Consider the following 21445-nt stretch of genomic DNA (forward strand, 5'->3'; position numbering starts at 1 on the left):
GTGTTCAGCAAACCCAAACTCCAGATAAAAGAAAACCCCGCAAGGCTTTCGCCTAGCGGGGTTAAGTCTCTATCGCAGCAATCCGGCTACTGTTTATCTCTTCGAGATAAGGTGCTCCCTGCATCTTTCCTTGATAGTGGCTAAATCCTTTAACCAATTTCCTTTTTGTTCATCGCCATCCTAGCGGTGTCCATTCTAGCCTGTCATCCTGACTGGCGAATCTCATCCAGAGATTATCACTTCCTTGCTGACCACTCATCCTAAGTAATCAAATCTTCATCCTGAAGATACCTAGTCCATTAGGCTTTTTCCTGTTCCTGCCAACTCCCTGTCGACAAGTTAAATATTACGGCAAATGGCCGTGTTTCCTAGATAGTCTTAAAAAACATTTCAGGTGAGAAATACGCCCACAAACACACAATCAAATAAAATCAGCAACTTAGTGTAACATCAAGACGATTTCATCGGTCTAAAGCGACTTAGTCTCACATCACTTGTAAGAGATCTCGCACAAAGCGGGTATCACAAACGGAAATTCGACTTCTGACAGGATAATTACACAGTCATAGCTAGAAAAAGCGTACGCTCACCCCCATGTATTTGTCACGATATTAAATAAGAGATTCATCGGATGAGCCAAGCTATCTGTCGACTGATTGCTGAAGAACTGAATGTTCGTTCAGAGCAAGTCACTGCCGCAGTAAACCTAATTGACGACGGTAACACCGTTCCCTTTATTGCCCGCTACCGTAAAGAAGTTACGGGTGGCTTAGACGATACCCAACTACGTAACCTTGATAGCCGCCTTTCATACCTTCGCGAGCTAGACGATCGTCGCCAAACGATTCTTAAGTCGATTCAAGACCAAGGAAAACTCACGCCAGAACTCGAGCGTGATATCACTCAAGCAGACAGCAAGACTCGCCTAGAAGATTTATACCTACCATACAAACCAAAGCGCCGTACCAAAGGTCAGATCGCGATTGAGGCAGGTTTAGAGCCACTTGCCGATACGTTATGGAATGCACCACAGCACGATCCGGAAACGGAAGCCGCTAACTTCATCAGCAGCGATAAAGGCATTGCCGATACCAAAGCTGCACTCGATGGCGCACGCGCGATCATCATGGAGCGCATTGCGGAAGACGCAAACCTGCTTGAAAAGATTCGCCAACACCTAAATCGTAATGCAGAGCTTGGTGCTCGTGTTGTGGCTGGCAAAGAGAACGAAGGTGAGAAGTTCAAAGACTACTTCGAGCATAACGAAGCTCTGAGCAAAGTACCGTCTCACCGTGCACTTGCCATGTTACGTGGCCGCAATGAAGGCTTCCTAACACTGGCAATGAACGCAGACCCAGAGCAAGAAGAAGGTGTACGTGGTTCATACTGTGAGAACATTATCTCTGATCACTACGGCATTACTCTGAGCAGTGCTCCTGCGGATGCTTGGCGTAAGCAAGTGATTAGCTGGGCATGGCGCATCAAGGTTTCTATGCACATGGAAACTGAATTGATGGGCGCAATGAAAGAGCGTGCAGAGATCGAAGCGATTGAAGTATTCGCAACCAACCTAAAAGACCTACTCATGGCAGCGCCAGCTGGTCCTCGAGCAACCTTAGGCTTGGACCCAGGTTTACGCACCGGTTCGAAAATCGCTGTCGTGGATTCAACCGGTAAGGTTTTGGCAACAGAAACTATTTACCCTCACCCACCTCAAAAGCAATACGACAAATCGGCACACGTGGTTGAGCAGATGGTTCGTCAATTCAATGTTGATTTGATTGCGATTGGTAACGGTACGGCTTCACGCGAAACCGACAGCTTTGTGGCTGACGTAATTAAACGCGGCAACCTAAAAGCGCAAAAGATCATTGTTAGCGAAGCGGGCGCATCGGTTTATTCCGCGTCTGAGTTAGCTGCAAAAGAATTCCCGAACATGGATGTATCAATTCGTGGTGCGGTGTCTATTGCTCGTCGTCTGCAAGATCCACTGGCAGAGCTAGTGAAGATTGACCCTAAATCGATCGGTGTGGGCCAATACCAACACGATGTGAGCCAAACTATGCTCGCTAAGCGCCTAGATGCGATTGTCGAAGACTGTGTAAACGCCGTAGGCGTTGATGTGAATACAGCGTCTGCCGCGCTACTTACTCGCGTAGCCGGCCTTTCTAGCACCATCGCTCAGAACATCGTGGATTTCCGTGATGAGAATGGTCGCTTCGAAGCACGTACTACGCTAAAGAAAGTCGCTCGCTTAGGGCCAAAAGCCTTTGAACAGTGTGCTGGTTTCCTACGTATTATGGATGGCAAAAACCCACTGGATGCATCATCGGTTCACCCAGAAGCTTACCCAGTAGTGAAAAGCATCGCTGAGAAAAACCACAAAGACATCAAATCTCTGGTGGGTAACACCGACTTCTTACGTGGTTTGCACGCGGTTGATTACACCAATGAAAACTTTGGTGTTCCAACGGTCACCGACATCATCAAGGAGCTGGATAAGCCGGGACGCGACCCTCGCCCTGAGTTCAAGACTGCAACCTTCGCCGATGGCGTAAACAGCGTTTCAGACCTAGAACCAGGCATGATTCTAGAAGGTGTGGTATCGAACGTGGCTAACTTTGGTGCCTTCGTTGATATTGGTGTTCACCAAGATGGCTTAGTTCATATTTCAGCACTCACCGATCGCTTTGTCTCTGACCCACGTGAAGTGGTTAAAGCGGGCGACATCGTGAAAGTGAAGGTGATGGAAGTGGATGTTCAGCGTAAACGTATTGCACTGAGCATGCGTATGAAGGACGAGCCTGGACAAGACAACCGTGCTCAACGTTCAAGTGCACCTCGTACACAAAACCGCTCGAATCAAAACTCGCAAGTTGGCCAACGCCGTCGTGAAGAGCCGCAACAAAACGCTGCAATGGGTGGAGCATTCGCTGCCGCTTTTGCTAAAGCGAAAAAGTAATCCATTAGCTCATCTAAAAAGCTGATGTGCTTAAAACAGAAAACCTGCATCCCTTAGGGTATGCAGGTTTTTTTATTATGTGTTCAAAAAAGACATCGAAGCTTGGTTGACTCGTAAACTTTTGATTTATAAGACCACCAACATCTCTGATGGAGCATGAGGCGCAACAGCATGACCATAATGATACTTTATGACCTTACGTCGTTTCTCCATCTGTCCTTCCTGAATCGCCGCATCTAAAACATGCTTTGGCAGGCGGAAACGCATGGTATAACCTTTGCCTTGATCAGCACTGTATGTTTTCAGTGCCAATAAGCTGAACAGCCGATCAAAAGGGTCTTGTGGCTCTTCTTGGCTAACCGAATTGGCCTCTGACTCGTTCTCCATTTCATAACCTGGATGGTCTGAAGGATCCCAAGCCGACTGCTGCCTTCGTTTATCGTCTGATTTTACCTTACGCTCTGCATTGGTTCTCGCCAATGCTACTGCGGGAGCAATAGGTTCTCGGACTCTATTATCACGCGCAACTTGCTCTGTTTGCACATTAACGGACGGGGCGATTAGTGGCACACTCACTGCAGTTGCAGGTGACACAATCATCGCGAACTCTCCTCAAGAATCGCCCATCAATATTGCCATAACACTGTTGTACCGAGAACGCACAACAGGCATAGCCCAACTTAGCGCAATCAGCTCTGGAGAGAGTTAGGTCTGAGTATCATGCAACACGTTGGTGTTATACCAATCGTAGTAAATAACTGATCATCCTAGCTTGTTAAAATGCTCGATAACGGCGTTAGATTTTTTGATTGTAGAATAACTACTTATCGAAACTACTTGTCAAAAAAAAGCTGCCTTGTTCTCAAGCCTTTTACCTACGCTATTTTTGAACACTTACTTACTGTGATTGGTATTAGCTTATATATCGACCAAGCCGGATATATATTTAGCAATTATTTTTGTGCGAAGCTGACAAGCTCACTGCAAAAGGCATCCGCTTCGGTCATAAACGGTGCATGCGAAGACTGGGTAAATATGTATTGCTCGGTATGAGGCAAGGCTGTGCCTAAGTCTTTCGCAACCTTGATTGGCACCAATCCATCTAATCGACCATACAAGCGTAGCATTGGTACTGAAATCTCAGGCAGTTGTTCACGCAGATCGACATCCGACAGCATCTTTAATCCTGCCAATAATGAGTCAGGGTTCGGCAACGGGCGAGACAGCACCGCTTGCTTGAGTTGTTTTACATCTTGCCTTGCTGAAGGGCTGCCCATGGCTTGCAATGCCATAAAGCGTTCGATGGTGGTTTGGAAATCTTCAACCAGTTGCTCGGTGAATGCGCTTAATACGTTGGGCTGAATGCCTCGCCATAACACGGGCTCTTTTGCAGCGGCGAATTTGGGAGAACTGGCGACAGTCACCAGCTTGCTCACGTAATCTGAGTGATGGAGAGCCATGTGCGTTGCGACCAAGCCTCCAAGTGACCAACCCACCCAAATCGCTTGCTTTGGTGCTTCGGCCAAAAGCTGCTGAGCAATCTCTTCAAGATCTTGAGCGTGGCAGTGCGCGCTGTGTCCATACCCTGGTAAATCGACAACATGCACTCGAAAATCAGCTTGTAATGCATTAACGGTTTGTTGCCATACCGCACCGTTCATTCCCCAGCCGTGAACCAGTACTAAATCAGGCCCTTGCCCAGAAACATGCCAATATAACGCGTCACTCATTCTCAATATTCCCTACTTTTTCCATCAGCGATAATCCGCGCTTTTCAGTATGGTGAGCAAAAGGAACACCATAACCCAAAAGCATCACGAGCTATGTTATCCGATTGGCTACAAAAACACACACCACGTCTGGTCACACCTCAATGCCACCTGTGCAAACTTGATAAACTGCCCAGTGATACACATCCTCGATGGTGCAATTCTTGTCTCAAACTCTTTCAGCCAGTACCACGCTGCCAACGATGTGGTTTAAAAACACTGCTCACAGTAGAGCAGTGCGGACAGTGCTTATCTCAACCTCCACCTTGGCATCGCCTCTACTGTGTCGGCGATTACACCTTCCCTACAGCAGGTTACATTCAGCAAATGAAGTACGCTGATAAGTTTTGGTTTGCACGTGATCTATCTAAGCTATTGGCATCACGTATCGAATATCCTGCTCCGCTGATCACCAGCGTGCCGCTGCATTGGCGTCGATATACTCATCGCGGCTTTAATCAAAGTAAGCTGCTAGCCGACTACACGGCTCAAGAGCTTGGCGTTGAAAGTGATGTGCTCTTTCGTCGAATTCGCTCAACGGCTTCCCAGCAGGGGCTGACTAAATCCGTACGATTACACAATCTAAAGAGCGCTTTTGCGCTGCGAAAACAAGACGTTCAAGGAACTATCCCCTCTCACGTCGCGATAATTGATGATGTTGTAACCACCGGCAGTACTGTGTATCAATTATGCCAATTACTACTTGAAGTGGACGTTAAAAGGATTGATATTTACTGCATCTGCCGCACTCCTGAGCCCTCTGGATAAAAGCTGTGAATCACTACTTGTACAGCAATCCAACAAAAAAGGGCTGAATTACAAATCTGACAGGAGTAGAATGGCGCTAATAACCTACAAATCTACTCAGGTATTCGTCGTGTCAAATATTACTATTACAGAAACAGCTCAAACTCACTTTGCCAATCTGCTGTCACAGCAGCCTGAAGGTACAAACATTCGTGTGTTCGTGGTAAACCCAGGCACACAAAACGCTGAGTGTGGTGTTTCTTACTGCCCAACAGATGCTATCGAAGCGTCTGACACAGAGCTTAAATTCGAAGCTTTCTCTGCATACGTAGATGAGCTAAGCCTACCGTTCCTAGATGAAGCTGAAATTGACTTCGTTACTGACAAAATGGGCTCTCAGCTAACGCTTAAAGCACCAAACGCTAAGATGCGTAAAGTCGCAGACGATGCACCACTTCTAGAACGTGTTGAATACGCAATTCAAACACAAGTTAACCCACAACTTGCTGGTCACGGCGGTCACGTTAGCTTGGTAGAAATCACTGAAGACGGCGCAGCTATTGTAGCATTCGGTGGCGGCTGTAACGGTTGTTCTATGGTTGATGTAACGCTAAAAGAAGGCATCGAGAAAGAACTTCTTCAACAGTTTGAAGGTGAACTGACTGCTGTTCGTGATGCAACTGAGCACGATCGTGGTGAGCACTCTTACTACTAATCACTGATTTAGTGTTAGTTGTTATTTGAAAGGTTGATGCGCAAGCATCAACCTTTTTTGTTATGTGGATAAGCAAGTTAGGACTATCGCGTTCTCTCTATACTCTTTTGCTATACAACCATATTTTCACCTCGTTACCATCTTGAGTAAGGTATTCAAGTGATCGTAATCGATTCCTGCTTCAATAATTTTCGGATATGAAAACTCGGATCTAGGAACTCAAGGTCATTTCCCCTATATTAGAATGACTTTATAAGAAAGAATTCCAATGAGCTAAGGAGCGAGCGCAATGACGAAAAGGACCAAGCCAGAGATTTTGGCTAAACAAACTGTCGCTCAATCAAGACTATTCTCTATCGAGTCTCTCGACTTACGCTTTTCAAACGGCGAAGAGCGCACTTACGAACGCATGAAGCCCAGCGGGCGCAACGCAGTGATGATGGTTCCTATTACTGAGCAAGGCGATATTCTATTAGTACGTGAATATGCAGCGGGAACTGAACGCTACGAACTTGGCTTTCCAAAAGGGCTGATTGATCCAGGTGAGCAGCCAAACGAAGCCGCCGTTCGCGAACTCAAAGAAGAGATAGGCTTCGGTGCCAACAAGCTTACTCCGCTGAAGGAAGTGATCCTTGCACCCTCTTACTTCTCTAGCAAAATGACGCTGTTTATTGCAGAAGACCTCTACCCAGAAAAGCTAGAAGGTGATGAGCCAGAGCCTCTCGATATTGTGCGCTGGCCACTTGCTCAAGCCGAAGAACTGTTAACACATCTCGATTTCTGTGAGGCTCGGAGTATTACAGCCCTGCTTTTAAGCCTTCGTGTATTAAACAATAACTAGAACATTCAGGCTCGCTCTAAGAGTAAGAGAACATTTATGCCAATAACAAAAGATTTGTCTCACCTCCTACCCTCTGTCATTGAGATTGCTCGCTCTGCTGGTCAACTCATCTTAGAGATCTACGAGAAAAAGGATTACGAAGAGTTCATTAAGAGTGATGACACTCCAGTAACCAGTGCCGATCTTGCAGCACATAAGCTGATATTAAAAAAACTCAGTGAATTGACGCCTGATATTCCCGTATTATCCGAAGAAGACGCCGACATCAGCCTAGAGCAACGCTCTCAATGGGATCGCTACTGGTTAGTTGACCCACTGGACGGCACCCAGGAGTTCATCGCACGAAGTGGTGATTTCGCGACAATTATCGCCCTAATCGAGCATAACAAGCCAGTGATGGGCGTGGTATACGCACCCGTTTCAGGTGTGAGCTATTACGCTTACAGTGGCAAAGGCGCTTGGAAGATCCCAGACCTTAATGACAGCGTGAAAATCAAAACGCATCGTCACGAGCTGCCAAACCAGTCAATCGCCATGGCGATCAGCCGTCGCCAGGACATCAATCGCATCACTAGCCGTATGAGCTCAGCATGGAATTATGATTTGGTTCCTCTAGGCTCAGCAGCGCTTAAGGCCTGTTTAGTCGCAGAAGGCGCTGTGGATTGTTATCTGCGCCTTGGACCAACCGGAGAGTGGGATACCGCCGCAACGCAGTGCATTGTTGAAGAAGCTGGCGGACGTATCTTAAGTACTCAACTAGAACCGCTTTCGTACAATGAAAGAGAAACGCTAGAAAACCCGAACTTCATTGTACTCGGTGATGCAGATTTACCGTGGGTAGAAATTTTGCAAGGCAAAGACTAGGCGAGTTTGCTCCCTTTAACTGTCAGATATCCTCTAGATTCTCAGAACAAACAAAACGGGCACCTCAGTGAGGTGCCCGTTTTTTATATCTCGTAATTTAGTGACCCTTAGCCGTTTAGCTAAAAACGACCTTGATAAGTAAACTGGTACTTACCTTGGCTATCAGGATTACCCAACCATTTAAGCTGATTTTGCATCGTTGGCGGGAATTCAACACCCGGTTTAAACCACGCTGCAGATGTGTAGCGCTGGTTAGATGTTAGACTCGCTGAGAATTCACTGTCTACTTGAGTGCTCTTCTGAACGCCTTTGGCTGCAATTGTACTGTCTTCACAGGTTATGTCCGCAATCACAGGACCAAGGTCTAACGAACCAACAGGTGAATCGACTGCAGCACCAGACCAAGCCACAGTACCTTCACCAGACTGACACCAAGGTTGAGTATGAACCGCATGCTTGATCGTCAGCTCAACCTTTCCACCAATTGAAACCGGGACTGGAATGGCTGGAGCATATTTCATCACGTTAGCAGCGGGCATTGATGCGACTAAGTTTTCCGCATACGCACCACTCATGCTGTACCCAACACGCCCTTTTCCTGACAAGTTCATGTCGCTATTACGACCAAAACGAACCGCTAATTCAGCTTTGGCTTGGAAGAGTTTAGAGAACTGAAAGTCCCACTGTACTGAACCGTAATTAACACGCTGCCAGGCGATATTATTGGCGCTGCCCTGCCAAACCGTTCCTTCAACACCTTCAATATTCAAGCCACGCACAGCCGGTGCATGTTTGAGTACAAAAGAGGCCGGTAGATGCAGCAACAGACTAACCGAGAAAAAGACAATAAAGATGCCGCCAAAAAGTAAACCTAACTTCAAAGATAAACCGCGTTTCACATTAACCTCGTTTAAACTGTAGTCGGTTGACCTCAATAACCCCTGGGTTATCGGAGCGATCAATGTCCATAAACTCAACTTCGACACCCTGCTTCTCTTTCAAGTATGTCAGCCAATCTAAGAACTGATTAAAAGGCACAGGTTTCACCCAGACTTGCAGCATCTCGCCACGCGGCTGAACTCGAATTAATTCAATCTTGAAACGACGCATAGAAGCTGGCACAGATTGGTTTAAAGGTTGGCTAGCAACAATCCCACCACTGCCTCGCAGCTCCACCACTTCGTTGGCTTTATTGGTTACCCAAGTCAGCAGTTGCTTCTCACTTTGAATACGGGTCTGCGCAAGTTCAGCTCGCTGACTGAGTGGCTGGATTAGCCCCCAATAAACGACACCGACCACCAATAAAATTGAGCAACCAATCACTAATCGTTGCTCTCTTTGACTTATTGAAGTCCACCACGCTTGGAGTGGCTCAATCATATTTCTCATCACTGATCTCCTTACGCAGTTTATTGACGGGGTTTAAGGGTAAAGCTACCAAATACGGCATCACCATTACGATTCAATGGCCCTTGCTCAACGGTAAACTTCTCTTCAAGTTTCACTCGCGCAGTCTCGAAATATTGGAAGTCAGTACTTTTCGCTTCCAATCTCACCTCTGAGCGGTTGCCGTCGTAGCGAATACTATTCACTTCGATGGCTTTCACTTGTCCTAAAGTTTCTGGCAGTAACGCTAGCCATCCAAGTAAGGAATCACCATCACCCGAGCCACCATACTTCTTAGCTTCGTCGTTCATCTGGCGCTTAAGGTAGCTGACCGTCGGAATACGTTGCTTGCCCGGAAGTACGCTTCTAAAAATACGTTCACTCTCCGTTCGGTACGCTTCGGCTTGTGCTTCGTACTGCTGAACCTTTAAGACTTGCTGAGTGACGATCACCGCCACCAGCAAACAAGCTGCGATCGCTACTTTTTGCCATACACGCCAGTACTTACTGAATGAAGATTTGGTTTTAAAGGTGCCAGTCAGTAAGTTTACGCCACTTGTAATGGCTTGTTGGCTCAGTAAAGACATCACCAGTTCCGCAGGTTTAGCTTGCCACTCAATGCCACTTTGCAGTTGAACGTCATCACTTGGCAGTGCGGTGTAGCTAAAAATCGTTGGTGATTGCTCTTCGTCATCTAAGGCAACCCAATCGCTTTGTAAGAACATCGCTAGCCACGCCTCATTGATCGACACTGCTTGATAGTTGCTTTGACGCAATAACCAATGTTGGTCGATCTGCAGCGCACTGATGCCCTGATCTTCTAAAGGCAACGCTAAGGTATCAGGCAATACTTTACGAAAGATAATGTTCGCTTCGCGGAAAGTATCCAGCGCCTGCTTAAGCCAATCACGTTCCACACCACACACTGTCGCGTGCGTTGCGTCTTTCTCTAAAATAGTCAGGTGTAAGTCTTCGATATCTTGTGCGACTTCGTCTTCTAATAAAAACGGCAGCATAGAATCGAACTGGCGAGCAGCACCTTTCGGGATCTCAACACGCTTAATTAAGCATTCATTTCCCGGCAATAAAGCGATACAGCTACGCTTTTCAGCGTAAGGCGTTAACTCATCCAGCTGCTCCCAGCTAGACAGTTCGCCACTTGCTATCACTTCTTGTTGGCTTGTCGACCAAACTAACCACTGCACAGGGCTTTGTGGTTCGCTACTCAGTCGAACGGTCAGAAACTCGCTCACTGATTCCTCCAAAACGACGGCGTACTACCGTCACTGTTTCTCGATTACTACTATAGAAAAGCGTCCGTATACGTACACGTGACTGCTCAACTAATACCTCTGCATCTAGCTCAAAATAGGCGCTATCTACAGTTAAATATGCTTTCGCTTTTTTGCTGACTTCGGCACTCACACCCACAATAGCAGGCTCAGCCATAAACGCATCCACCGTATCCCAACCATCGAATGGGCGTTTGTCTATCAGCTGTTTGGCATCCGATTCACTTAAGCCGGGGGCAAACATCGCTTCCAATAACGGCGCCTGCTTTTCCGTAAGAGTATTCACATTCAAACGGAAATCATCGCTCGGCAGAGCACAAACAAAGGGGCGAACCTTATTCATCACCTCACCAGTGACTTGATAAACCGAGCGTAGCTCGGACTCATCGGCCATTAAGCCATTCGCTGCCAAATAAGATGGCTTCATCGCCTCATAAGTACTGTCTTCTACACCAGCTGAAGAGGTGGTTCGGGTATCACTATCAACAAATTCCCAGCTTGAATGTGCAATAACCTCGGCCTGATAAGGCTCAACATCTTGGTTTTCCAACAAGGTTTGCCAAACCGTAATTAAATAAGGTGTTTGGTTACTTGAAGTCGTCGCCACACCAGCCAACGCATTGAGATTAAAACATGCCTGAGCATCAACAATACGGCCTTTAACTTGACCATAATCCAACGGGTATACCTGTTCTTCTAACGCCCATGGTTGACTCAAGTTGACGGTATCACTGTCTTTGTAGCTTTGCCTAATGCCGTCTTGCACCAGCGCTTCGACACCAATGCTGTACCAGTAAGCCTGTTGGTAATTCAGTTGATTGCCCACGCGCTTAAATTGAGTAAACAGGCGTTCCGACATACTGCCTGCGATGGTTGCCATTATCGCCAGTAGCATCAGGATAATGATCAGCGCAACACCTCGCTGCTTGCGCCCCATGGCAGACCTTGTCAGTGCAAACTTATTAGTTCGATGAGTCATTATTCCCCTCATTACTACTTGAAGAGTCACTGTTTGAAGAATCATCGGCCTGATCTAGCGTGCCACCAGGGGTGAGATAAATACGCTCTATCTCACCATAATCTTTCAAGGTTAGCTTTAACCTTACCGCTTTCGGTAGCGATTTGTCGGCTTGCCACTCTTTCCCCCAGCGGCTTCCGTCATAAAACTCGAATTCCAAGCTTTCAACATCATCAAGCAAAGGCGTAATCACACCTTCTTGTCCTGCAGGAGTATCGGGGTAGCGCCACCACACACGCTCAAGCGTTTCTTCTTTAATGCGGTAACCCACTTTGGTGACTTCTCCGCGAGGAAACTGCTGCTGTGGGTTATGCCAGCCAAGGCGAGTAAACATGATGCCAACGCTGTCGGAATCCAGTAAATACTCTTTAATTAAGATCAGCTTAGATGATGCTTCTTCACCGTTGGTACGAAATTGTCGCACCGCCATCTGGCGAAAATCATTATCTAAAATGACTAAGCTACGTTGCAGTTGATTTAAACGAGCACTGCGCTCGATTGAAAGCTCGTTGCTGCGCTGAACCTGATTTACTACCTGATAAGCCGCCATGCTTAACGTGGCAAAGATAGCGATCGAGACCAAAACCTCAATTAAGGTAAAGCCTCTCCCTTTCGAAGATAGTCCTTGTTTACGAGGCACACGCTTATTGGCGGACATGCTCTTACTTAGCGACTTGCTCTGAGCTAACGACACGCTTTTACTTGACCACATAGCTGCGCACCGTGACCACTGGAGAAGCTTGTTTACTGGTTGCCACACTCACATCAAACGCCTTTAATAAATCATCGCTAGTATCGATTGGCGTGACCTTCCAAAACCACTCTCTCTCGGCCAACTCTTGTGTGCCCTGCGCTTTTTTTAGCTTCTCAGGATGCAGCATCACCAAAGCCATTTGATTATCAACGACCATAGCCGCGAAGGTTTTTTCTTCGAGATAACTGAGGGTATTGATGTGCTGAGTAACAGCACGAATCACACTGATCGCCGCAGTCGCAAAGATAGCGAGCGCAACCAATACCTCAAGCAGCGTCATTCCTCGAGAACCAAGGGGCATACCACGAAAACGATAAGGAGAACGGTTATTCCTCTTCATCTTCTTCTCCCGGTTCTAGCAGTCGAATCACACCATTGTCCAATACTCGAATACGCCAACCATCTTGTATGGTGTCTCCGGTATTTGGATAAAACGACAATACAAATGGCGTCATTTCAGCACTCGACAAGATGTAGATCTGTGGTGGTTTCGGCTTCTTTTCCTCTTCAAGATCAGCAAACATATCTTCATCAAACAAGCTTCCTGGATTGAACAACCGATCATCGTCTTCCCATGCGCCACCACCTAAGGTCAGTGACAATACGAGTTCTTCCGGTAGTTCAGTTAAAGAGGGGATTTTTTCAAAATCGACTTCTTGCCAGCCTTCAGACTTAAGCGCCATCAGTACATAGGTCGATTTCTTTTCATCAACTCGAACGCCAAAATCTAAGCCGCTCAAAATAGCCTCTTCATTGAGTAATTGAACTCGCTGATAAAAGCTTTGAGCGTATTTTTTAGCAACATCTTTGCTATTGGTAGGAATGGTCGCGATCACCGCAACCGCCGTTACTGACAGTAGTACCAACACCAAGAGAATCTCAATCAAGGTGAAACCTGGCTGTGTTTGCTTAGTTTTCACCTTTAGACTCCATCTGTTTACGTCCTACCATCAATAACGTATCAAGCATCAATAACGTATCAAGCATCAATAACGAATCAAACAATAAGCTGAAGCTTATTGGAAATCCTGCATGTTCCAGTTGCCGATATCCGCCGCAATACCTTCACCACCTTCTTGGCCATCAGCACCAAGAGTGAAAATATCAATAGTGCCGTTATCACCAGGGCTTAGGTATTGGTACTCGTTACCCCATGGGTCGTTTGGCAGACGCTTGATGTAGCCACCGTCGCGGTAGTTACGAGGCTCTGGGCTGCTTGGCTTAGAAACCAATGCATCAAGACCTTGATCCGTTGTTGGGTAAACGCTGTTATCCAGTTTGTACATATCTAGCGCGTTCTCTAGCGCCACAATATCAGTGATGGCTTTTTGTTGGTCAGCCTTCTCTTTGTTACCCAATAGGTTAGGTACAACAAAGCTCGCCAATACGCCAAGGATAACCACAACAACCATCACTTCTAATAGGGTAAAGCCTGATTGTTTCTTCATTCTGTTTTTCATTATTTTCTCCAAATTACAGACAGCGAGTTGAAGGTAATAATGTCCTTCTTCTCGTTAATCCAAAAACTAACGTCTTATGAGCAGTTGATTAACCACTCATCAAATTATTCATTTCAAGCATCGGCATCAGAGTCGCCATCACAATGAACAGCACTAAGCCTGCCATCAAAGCGATAAGTGCTGGCGTAAAGATACCTAACGCGATATTCACGGTCGATTCAAAGCTTTGATCCTGGTTATCTGCCGCTCTTGTTAGCATTTGCTCTAACTGACCACTCTGCTCACCACTGGCGATCATATGCAGCATCATTGGAGGGAAGAGTTTGGTTTGATCGAGCGCTTTACGCAGGCTTGCCCCTTCTCTAACACTGTCTGACGCCTGCAGTACTTGTTGCTTCACGTGGTGATTCGACATTACATCAACCGCAACCTTCATCCCCTCAAGGATAGGAATCGCACTCGAGGTACAGATAGAGAGTGTTCGTGCAAAACGAGAGGTATTAATTCCTTTCGCGATCTTGCCGATCAGTGGAATGCTTAATAGCTTGCGATCCCAACTCATGCGAACACCCGGCTTTTTCAGAGCGGTCTTAATCAACACAATCACACCGATGATCAACAACAGTAATTGGATGCCCCAATTCTGGATAAATTCACTCGATGCCAATAAAAATTGTGTCGATTGAGGAAGTTCTTGGCCCATTTGGATAATCGGTTCAACGATCTTAGGTACCACGGTTGCCAGCAGGAACGAAACAATCGTCACCGCAAACACCACCAGCACCACAGGGTAGATCATCGCTTGCAGCAACTTAGAGCGCATCTTCTGACGGTTTTCTGCGTAATCAGCCAGTCGCTCCAATACCGCATCTAAGTGACCCGATTTCTCACCAGCCGCGACCATGGCTCTAAACAGTTCATCAAAGATATGTGGGTAATCAGCCAAGCTATCGGCTAGCGAATAACCTTCCGTTACCTTCGAACGAACCGCCAGTAACATGGTTCGAATACGTGGCTTTTCAGATTGCTCCGCCACGGCTTTCAAGCACTCTTCTAGCGGCATGCCTGATTGCACCAAGGTGGAAATTTGGCGAGTAATCAAAGCAAGGTCTGGCGTGCTGATACCACGCTTAAAGCTGGTCGAAGGCTGTGCACCTTTCGTCGTTTTAGCTTTAGCTTCGGTCATCTCAACCGGCATCAAGCCTTGTTCTTTTAAGCGCTGGCGAGCCTGACGAGCGTTATCCGCTTCAATCGAGCCCTTTTTGCTCTTACCCTTGGCATCCAGCGCTTTGTATTCAAATGCCGCCATACTAGACTTCCTTGGTCACTCGCATCACTTCTTCTAAGGACGTTACCCCTTTCAGAACTTTGCTCAAGCCATCATCTCGAATACTTGGTGTTGTGCCACGAATTGCTTTCTCAATCGCCTGTTCGCCAGCCTCACTGTGAATCAGCTCTTGTACCGAATCGTCAATCATCAATAGCTCATGAATACCAGTACGGCCTCGATAGCCTTTGTGACTGCAGCTTTCACACCCTTTGGCATGGTAAAGCGTCAGGCTGTCTTTCTTCTTCAACCCAAACAGTTTCTTCTGCTCTTTATCCGCTTCGTAAGGTTCTTTACAGTCGTTACACAGGGTGCGAACCAAGCGCTGAGCCAAAACACCCAGCAGCGAAGAAGAGATCAAGAAGGGTTCGATGCCCATATCACGCAGACGCGTAATTGCACCGATTGCCGTATTGGTGTGAAGGGTCGACATCACTAAGTGACCGGTCAAAGAGGCTTGAACAGCGATCTCTGCGGTCTCTAAGTCACGTATCTCACCAATCATTACCACATCGGGATCTTGACGAAGAATCGCACGTAAACCACGCGCAAAGGTCATATCAACCTTAGGGTTCACTTGTGTTTGACCAATGCCATCGATATCGAATTCGATCGGGTCTTCAACGGTTAAAATGTTTCGTTCATTGCTGTTGAGTTCTTGCAGGCCTGCGTACAGGGTCGTCGATTTACCTGAACCTGTCGGGCCGGTCACCAAGATAATGCCGTGTGGGCGCTGAATCAGCTTACGGAAGTTTTCATGGTTTTCTGCTGTCATACCTAAACTGTGCAAGTCTAGACGAGTGGCGTTTTTGTCCAACAGACGCATTACCACACGCTCACCGTGCGAAGAAGGCATGGTTGAAACACGAACATCAACCGCTCGGCCACCAATACGCAGAGAGATACGGCCATCTTGTGGCACGCGCTTTTCCGCAATATCCAATTTAGCCATAACCTTGACACGTGAAACCAATAGCGGAGCCAGTTTACGGCTTGGCGCTAGAACATCACGCAGCACACCATCAACTCGGAAACGGATACAAAGTGACTTTTCAAAGGTTTCGATATGAATATCCGAAGCACCTTCTTTGATCGCCTCACCCAGCATCGCATTGATTAACTTGATGATTGGTGCATCATCTTCTGATTCAAGTAAGTCTTCGTCTTGAGGCAGTTCTTCCGCTAGTGAGAAGAAATCATCACTATCAGCACCAATGTCTTCCATGAGCTGACGAGCTTCCGACGAGTCACGCTGATAAGCATCGGTCAGTTTTTTATCAAACTCATCGAGAGTAATCGCTTGTGGCGTGAAACCATTTTTCACAACACGACTCACTTCAATGATCGCCGCCGATTTCAGTGGCTCAACATAATAAAGTATCGGTGCGCGCTCTGGATGTTGATACTCCAACACCATCTTATAGCGATTCGCAAAGCTAAACGGCAAGCGCTGATAAGTACGTGCCGCCCCTACCAATTCAGCCATTATTCTGTTTCCATCTGATCAATGAAGGCTTGAAGTTCAGCCGGGTAATTCATGCTTTCGCCAAATTTAGGCAGTACTGGAATATTATCGTCATCCATCAGCTTCAGGCCCTGCTCTGACTTATACAACTGCTCAGCACGAATAAAGTTGTATTTACGCTGAGTAATACCATCGGCCGTCATACCATCACGAATAATGGTCGGCTTGATGAATACCATTAGGTTCTTTTTCTCAACCTGAGTACTGGTTGATTTGAACAGGTGTCCTAGAACAGGGATATCGCCCAAGAACGGCACCTTAGATTCACTTTCCAGCGCTCGCTCGTCAATCAAGCCACCCAGCACCAGCATTTGACCGTCTTGAACAATCACTGACGTATTTAGCTGACGCTTAGCAAAACGAACATCTACTGCCCCGTTTGCGCCTAATACGTTCGATACTTCTTGTTCTATTTGCAGCTGAACTGAGTCACCTTCATTGATTTGTGGCACGACTTTTAGCTTGATACCCACTTCTTTACGTTCAACCGTTTGGAATGGGTTATCGTTACTTGAGCCTGCGGTCGAGCCAGTTAAAACAGGCACCTCTTCGCCCACAATGAACGACGCTTCGCCGTTATCCATCACGGTGATACTTGGAGAAGATAGGATATTTGAATTTGAATCGGTCGCTACTGCACTGATCAAGGCAGTCCAGTCACCCATCACTACGCTCATTGCCGCGCCATTAACGCCAGAAAGAGCAGAAGCTAACGTTGAGTAGTCACCGGATTCTGTGGTCGTTTCATTACGCAAAAAGGCGCCATTATCATCATAGACTGCGGTGGTCGTTTCAGTGTCTTTCGCTTCTTCTAAACCAACCATTACGCCACCGATTGACGCACCTGTGTTGCCATACTGAATCACAGCACCAGTATCAAGGTTACCCCATTGCACACCAAGGTTAATGCCATCACCCTCTGCCATCTCGACAATTAGGGCTTCAATCAATACTTGAGCACGACGAATATCCAACTGTGCGATCACATCTTGAAGCGCATTCATGATGTCCGGTTGTGCGGTAATCACCAACGAGTTGGTATCACTGTGAGCGGAGATCATCACTTGGTTACGTTGCGATGAGCTGCCTTTGGTTGAAGATTGCTTTTCTGATTGCAGGTTGTCCGACACGCCTTTCAGCACATCGACTAAATCTTCTGCTTTGGCGTATTTAAGGTAAATTACTTGGTTGTTGCCCTTGGTTGCCATTTCCACATCAAGCTGTTCAATCAACCTTCTTAAACGGCTACGTACCTTAGGGTCACCTGAGATAAGAATCGCATTGGTACGTTCATCGGCAACTAATTTAGGTTGTAGAAATGCAGGTGTGTTTTTCACATCAGTGGTTTTGCTTAACGCATCAACGATACGTACCATTTCTGCCGCAGAAGCATTCTTTAGCTCAACGACTTCAATCTCTTTATCACCCGCTTGGTCAACACGCTTGATGATTTCAGCTAAACGGTTTACTACCGCCGCTCGGCCTGTAATAAGGATGATGTTGGCTGGGTCGTAGTGCACAACGTTACCCGCGCCTGCATTGTCGTTTAGTTGACGAAGCAGAGGAGAAAGTTCACGCACCGAGACATTACGAACCGTCACAACACGTGTCACCACGTTGTCGCCTTTGATCGTATCACTGTCTCCAACGACTGGAATTGCCGATGTTTTCGAATCCTTGGCTTTGATGATCTTAAGAACACCCGAGTCCATTTCAACGACCGCGTAGCCATACACCTCTAATACGTTTAAGAAGAAGCTGTAATATTGCTCTTCATTGAGTACGTCATAACTGCGCACATCAATTTTCCCGCGTACCGAAGGTTCAACGATGATGGTCTTCTCTAAGTTGCGGCCAACAATATTAATAAACTCTTGAATGTCAGTGCCCTTAAAGCTGGCACTAAAATCACTCGCGATGGCTGCGGGTGTGCAGATCAAGCTTCCTGCCAATAACCATGCACTTTTCTTAAACCAATGCTTCACGTACTTCTCCTACACTTTCGTCCTTCGTTAGACGCAAAGTTTTAAAATTCAATAAACACTTCATGTTGTTGACCATCTCTCTCGACCACCAGATTTAGCTCTGTTAGTTCTGAGATGGAACGGAATATGTTGCCCATAGCAGCAGGGTCTGTCAGGTCTTGTCCATTTAACTGAGTGGCAATATCTCCGTTTTGGAGCCCAACAGAGTTAAAAAGTTCTGAATCTTTGCCAGGGCTCACACGATAACCGATCACTTTATCGTCACGCTTCACCTGAGACAGTCGAACATATTGGAAGATTTGTTGCGGATCTTTCATTATCTTCGCTTTAATTTCATCAAGCTTCTCTTCTGCTGAAGCCGGATTATTACCACGAACCGAAGAAGAGCTACGAGGTGGCGCAGGCGCTGATACAGCCAAACGCTTGTACTCAATACCTTCAAGCATCAAGGTTTCGTCTCGTCCTGAGTTATCAATGATAACGCGGTCGATTAATACCGCTTTTAACTTGGCTCGAGTGCCTTCAATCTCTTCATTAATTCCGTAGGTCGCTTGCGTGCCGCGATTGGCGATCACCGCTAAGCTCAGTTTTGGATTCGAGCTCGCGACTGCACCCACTAAAACGAGGTTTAATCGCGTCTTAGGCGCATCTTGGATAACTTGCTGTTCAACCACAGCGGGCGTGCTTGGGTTGTAAGCACCAAACATGTTGCTCTGCTGCAAAGAAGAGATATCAAGGGTCGATTGAGGTGCTGAATACGATGAAGCCGTTGCTGTCCAAGGCGCGATAGTTTGCTCAGCAGGTTCGATAAACCATGCAAGCTGCCCTAAGATCCATGCGGAAGCTGCAATCAATACACAACAGGTCGCTAAGCTTAGTTTCTGCTGAAGTACAAATCCATTCTCTAATAAGCGGCTCAACATAGGAGAATTCCCTACGCGATTTTTGAGCTCTAAAAAGTTCACTTTCCTAGTCCCTTTTCATGACGACAAACGCTGCAAATCATTAAACTTTCAGCTTTTTTATTCATTCGTTCGATACCAAGCTTATTTAAGCAATAAGATCCTGAACTATATCATAGCAAATCGATAAATCGGCATAACATGGCTATTTTGTATTATGACTTGAAAAAAATGCCAACCGCCTCCACTTTAAGCTTCTACTTAATGTGATAAGCATCATCAAAAACATGTTGCGCACTGTTCGTTACAGTTAAACCGCATTCATTTCTCACTTAATAAGGCACAGCCCTATATGAAAACTGCTAATGAAGCTGTCAGACTCGATAAATGGTTGTGGGCAGCTCGTTTTTACAAAACCCGGTCTATTGCTCGCAACATGGTCGATGGTGGCAAAGTCCACTATAATGGTCAGCGCAGCAAGCCAAGTAAAATTGTCGAACTTGGGGCTGTGATTACACTGCGCCAAGGTAATGAAGAAAAGACGGTAACGATCGAGAAAATCTCAGCCCATCGTGGTGGAGCCCCGATCGCTCAAACCCTCTATGAAGAAACCACCGAAAGCTTGGCAAAAAGAGAAGAGTTTGCACAACAGCGCAAGCTAAATGCTCATAGCCCAGCACCAGAACGTCGCCCAGATAAAAAGCAACGTCGTGACATCATCAAGTTCAAGACTCAATAAGCTAGAAGGAATAGCCAAATGGCAGACCCAATGTCTACAAGTAATGTTTTAAATCGCTACCTATTTGAAGACCTATCAGTACGTGGTGAATTGGTACAGATGGACGAAGCGTACCAACAGATTATTTCTAGCAAGGAATACCCAGCTCCAGTACAAAAGCTGTTGGGTGAGCTACTGGTTTCAACGACGCTACTAACGGCGACCCTAAAGTTTGAAGGTTCTATCACGATGCAGCTGCAAGGTGACGGCCCAGTATCTCTAGCAGTTATCAATGGCGATCACGATCAGAAGATCCGTGGTGTTGCTCGCTTTGAAGGCGATATCGCAGACGACGCAGGTCTACACGCCCTAATGGGTAAAGGTCATCTAGTGATCACTATCGATCCTAAGAAAGGTGAGCGTTACCAAGGTATCGTTGGTCTTGAAGGTGACACGCTTGCACAAGTGCTTGAAGGCTACTTCGCTAACTCTGAACAGCTTAAGACTCGTCTATGGCTGCGCACTGGCGAGCATGAAGGCAAAGCACACGCTGCAGGTATGTTGCTACAAGTAATGCCTGACGGCACCGGTACTCCAGACGACTTCGAGCACCTAGAGCAACTAACAGACACCGTGAAAAACGAAGAGCTATTCACTCTAGAAGCGAACGAACTGCTTTACCGTTTGTACAACCAAGAGAAAGTACAGCTATTCACACCACAACCGGTTGAGTTCTTCTGTGGCTGTTCACGTGATCGAAGCGCTGCGGCTATCATTACTGTTGCTCAAGAAGAGATCTACGACATCCTAAGCACCGAAGGAAGCGTTGGTCTACACTGCGATTACTGTGGCACAAACTACTCGTTCGACAAGAATGATGTTGATGCACTGTACGCAGAAGCAGCAGATAAAGGCAGCAATACGGTTCATTAATTTACGGCGTACCAAAAACACGTAATTTACCCCAAAAAGGTCAGCCCTCAGCTGGCCTTTTTTGTGATCAAAATAGCGCAAACTCCGTAACATCTCGTAATAAAATCACCGCTTAATTTTAATCAATTAATAATGTTCTCGCCCCTAGCGCAAAGGTTTGCGTACAGGATAGACTAGTTGGGCCAATATGTGACGAGACGCTTAAAACCCCATGGCTAATATGGATATTTTTTGAGCTATATCCCTG

The 21445-nt window shown here is 46.5% G+C and carries 21 protein-coding genes; 7 read left to right on the top strand and 14 right to left on the bottom strand.

Translation table 11 applies throughout. The features are described 5' to 3' along the window. The first annotated feature begins 631 nt into the window (after positions 1-631). Complete coding sequence (locus AB4482_RS18330; RefSeq protein ID WP_372131249.1) at positions 632-2962, top strand: Tex family protein; 2331 nt, start codon at positions 632-634, stop codon at positions 2960-2962. Positions 2963-3088: 126 nt separating this feature from the next. On the opposite strand, the gene AB4482_RS18335 is transcribed toward AB4482_RS18330, so the two are convergent. Both AB4482_RS18335 and bioH read right to left on the bottom strand, forming a co-directional pair. Beyond that, the gene (locus AB4482_RS18335; protein WP_017066129.1) at positions 3089-3562 is read right to left on the bottom strand and encodes a hypothetical protein; all 474 of its coding nucleotides are present in this window, start codon (positions 3560-3562) and stop codon (positions 3089-3091) included. A gap of 353 nt (positions 3563-3915) precedes the next feature. Beyond that, positions 3916-4692, bottom strand: a complete 777-nt coding sequence (gene bioH, locus AB4482_RS18340; RefSeq protein ID WP_017063077.1) for a pimeloyl-ACP methyl ester esterase BioH — start codon at positions 4690-4692, stop codon at positions 3916-3918. Positions 4693-4785: 93 nt separating this feature from the next. Here bioH and AB4482_RS18345 point away from each other — a divergent pair, with 93 nt between their 5' ends. From AB4482_RS18345 to cysQ, 4 genes are all read left to right on the top strand, one after another. Then, complete coding sequence (locus AB4482_RS18345; RefSeq protein WP_170962350.1) at positions 4786-5499, top strand: ComF family protein; 714 nt, start codon at positions 4786-4788, stop codon at positions 5497-5499. A gap of 109 nt (positions 5500-5608) precedes the next feature. After that, complete coding sequence (nfuA, locus tag AB4482_RS18350; RefSeq protein WP_004741449.1) at positions 5609-6193, top strand: Fe-S biogenesis protein NfuA; 585 nt, start codon at positions 5609-5611, stop codon at positions 6191-6193. Positions 6194-6482: 289 nt separating this feature from the next. Continuing rightward, positions 6483-7034 (top strand): ADP compounds hydrolase NudE, encoded by a 552-nt coding sequence (gene nudE, locus AB4482_RS18355; protein WP_017062476.1) that lies wholly within the window; start codon positions 6483-6485, stop codon positions 7032-7034. Positions 7035-7070: 36 nt separating this feature from the next. Then, the gene (gene cysQ / locus AB4482_RS18360; protein WP_017062477.1) at positions 7071-7898 is read left to right on the top strand and encodes a 3'(2'),5'-bisphosphate nucleotidase CysQ; all 828 of its coding nucleotides are present in this window, start codon (positions 7071-7073) and stop codon (positions 7896-7898) included. A gap of 119 nt (positions 7899-8017) precedes the next feature. Here cysQ and AB4482_RS18365 read toward each other — a convergent pair whose 3' ends face one another. The 12 genes from AB4482_RS18365 to gspC form a co-directional block, all read right to left on the bottom strand. Then, positions 8018-8797, bottom strand: a complete 780-nt coding sequence (locus tag AB4482_RS18365; protein ID WP_372181397.1) for a type II secretion system protein N — start codon at positions 8795-8797, stop codon at positions 8018-8020. 1 nt (position 8798) lies between these two features. Further along, positions 8799-9287: a type II secretion system protein M gene (locus tag AB4482_RS18370; RefSeq protein ID WP_171732293.1), complete on the bottom strand. Its 489-nt coding sequence runs from the start codon at positions 9285-9287 to the stop codon at positions 8799-8801. A 20-nt stretch (positions 9288-9307) separates the two neighbouring features. Continuing rightward, a complete protein-coding gene (gene gspL / locus AB4482_RS18375) occupies positions 9308-10537 on the bottom strand; it encodes a type II secretion system protein GspL (RefSeq protein WP_136977379.1) in 1230 nt (409 codons plus the stop codon). Further along, a complete protein-coding gene (gene gspK / locus AB4482_RS18380) occupies positions 10506-11555 on the bottom strand; it encodes a type II secretion system minor pseudopilin GspK (protein ID WP_017062481.1) in 1050 nt (349 codons plus the stop codon). Before gspK ends, gspL begins: the two co-directional genes overlap by 32 nt. Beyond that, positions 11539-12306, bottom strand: coding sequence for a type II secretion system minor pseudopilin GspJ (gspJ, locus tag AB4482_RS18385; RefSeq protein ID WP_017063073.1), 768 nt, complete (start codon positions 12304-12306; stop codon positions 11539-11541). The genes gspK and gspJ overlap by 17 nt, the downstream gene beginning before the upstream one ends. Continuing rightward, positions 12293-12688 (bottom strand): type II secretion system minor pseudopilin GspI, encoded by a 396-nt coding sequence (gene gspI / locus AB4482_RS18390; RefSeq protein WP_017062483.1) that lies wholly within the window; start codon positions 12686-12688, stop codon positions 12293-12295. Before gspI ends, gspJ begins: the two co-directional genes overlap by 14 nt. Next, positions 12675-13268, bottom strand: a complete 594-nt coding sequence (gene gspH / locus AB4482_RS18395; protein ID WP_372181399.1) for a type II secretion system minor pseudopilin GspH — start codon at positions 13266-13268, stop codon at positions 12675-12677. The genes gspI and gspH overlap by 14 nt, the downstream gene beginning before the upstream one ends. Before the next feature lie 96 nt (positions 13269-13364). Further along, a complete protein-coding gene (gene gspG, locus AB4482_RS18400) occupies positions 13365-13808 on the bottom strand; it encodes a type II secretion system major pseudopilin GspG (RefSeq protein WP_017062485.1) in 444 nt (147 codons plus the stop codon). 88 nt (positions 13809-13896) lie between these two features. After that, positions 13897-15117, bottom strand: a complete 1221-nt coding sequence (gspF, locus tag AB4482_RS18405; protein WP_102320993.1) for a type II secretion system inner membrane protein GspF — start codon at positions 15115-15117, stop codon at positions 13897-13899. A 1-nt stretch (position 15118) separates the two neighbouring features. After that, positions 15119-16621, bottom strand: a complete 1503-nt coding sequence (gene gspE / locus AB4482_RS18410) for a type II secretion system ATPase GspE (protein WP_065585034.1) — start codon at positions 16619-16621, stop codon at positions 15119-15121. Continuing rightward, positions 16621-18645, bottom strand: coding sequence for a type II secretion system secretin GspD (gene gspD / locus AB4482_RS18415; protein WP_372181401.1), 2025 nt, complete (start codon positions 18643-18645; stop codon positions 16621-16623). Before gspD ends, gspE begins: the two co-directional genes overlap by 1 nt. Positions 18646-18686: 41 nt before the next feature. Further along, entirely contained in the window at positions 18687-19568 is an 882-nt protein-coding gene (gene gspC / locus AB4482_RS18420) for a type II secretion system protein GspC (protein ID WP_372181403.1), read from the bottom strand. Between the two features lie 331 nt (positions 19569-19899). On the opposite strand from gspC, the gene hslR reads away from it, so the two are divergent. Together hslR and hslO are read left to right on the top strand one after the other, a co-directional pair. Beyond that, entirely contained in the window at positions 19900-20286 is a 387-nt protein-coding gene (gene hslR / locus AB4482_RS18425; protein WP_017062490.1) for a ribosome-associated heat shock protein Hsp15, read from the top strand. Positions 20287-20304: 18 nt separating this feature from the next. Continuing rightward, the gene (hslO, locus tag AB4482_RS18430; RefSeq protein ID WP_017063067.1) at positions 20305-21198 is read left to right on the top strand and encodes an Hsp33 family molecular chaperone HslO; all 894 of its coding nucleotides are present in this window, start codon (positions 20305-20307) and stop codon (positions 21196-21198) included. The last annotated feature ends 247 nt before the right edge of the window (positions 21199-21445 follow it).

This window comes from Vibrio sp. 10N.222.55.C7, from assembly GCF_041473335.1.
Lineage (GTDB): Bacteria > Pseudomonadota > Gammaproteobacteria > Enterobacterales > Vibrionaceae > Vibrio > Vibrio crassostreae_C.